At 56.7% G+C, this 240-nt stretch carries 1 rRNA gene; it reads right to left on the bottom strand.

Features of this window, described 5'->3' with window-relative positions:
• Positions 1-240, bottom strand: a 16S ribosomal RNA gene (locus tag JT719_RS25110); the annotation flags it as partial.

Raw genomic sequence — 240 nt, forward strand, 5'->3', positions numbered from 1 at the left:
CTCCCCACGCTTTCGCGCCTCAGCGTCAGTGTCCGTCCAGATGGCCGCCTTCGCCACCGGTGTTCTTCCCAATATCTACGAATTTCACCTCTACACTGGGAATTCCACCATCCTCTCCGGAACTCAAGCCTGCCAGTATCAAAAGCAATTCCCAGGTAGAGCCCGGGGATTTCACTCCTGACTAAACAGGCCGCCTACGCGCCCTTTACGCCCAGTAATTCCGAACAACGCTAGCCCCCT

The sequence above is a fragment of the Sabulibacter ruber genome (assembly GCF_017355955.1).
Classification (GTDB): Bacteria; Bacteroidota; Bacteroidia; order Cytophagales; family Hymenobacteraceae; genus Nibribacter; species Nibribacter ruber_A.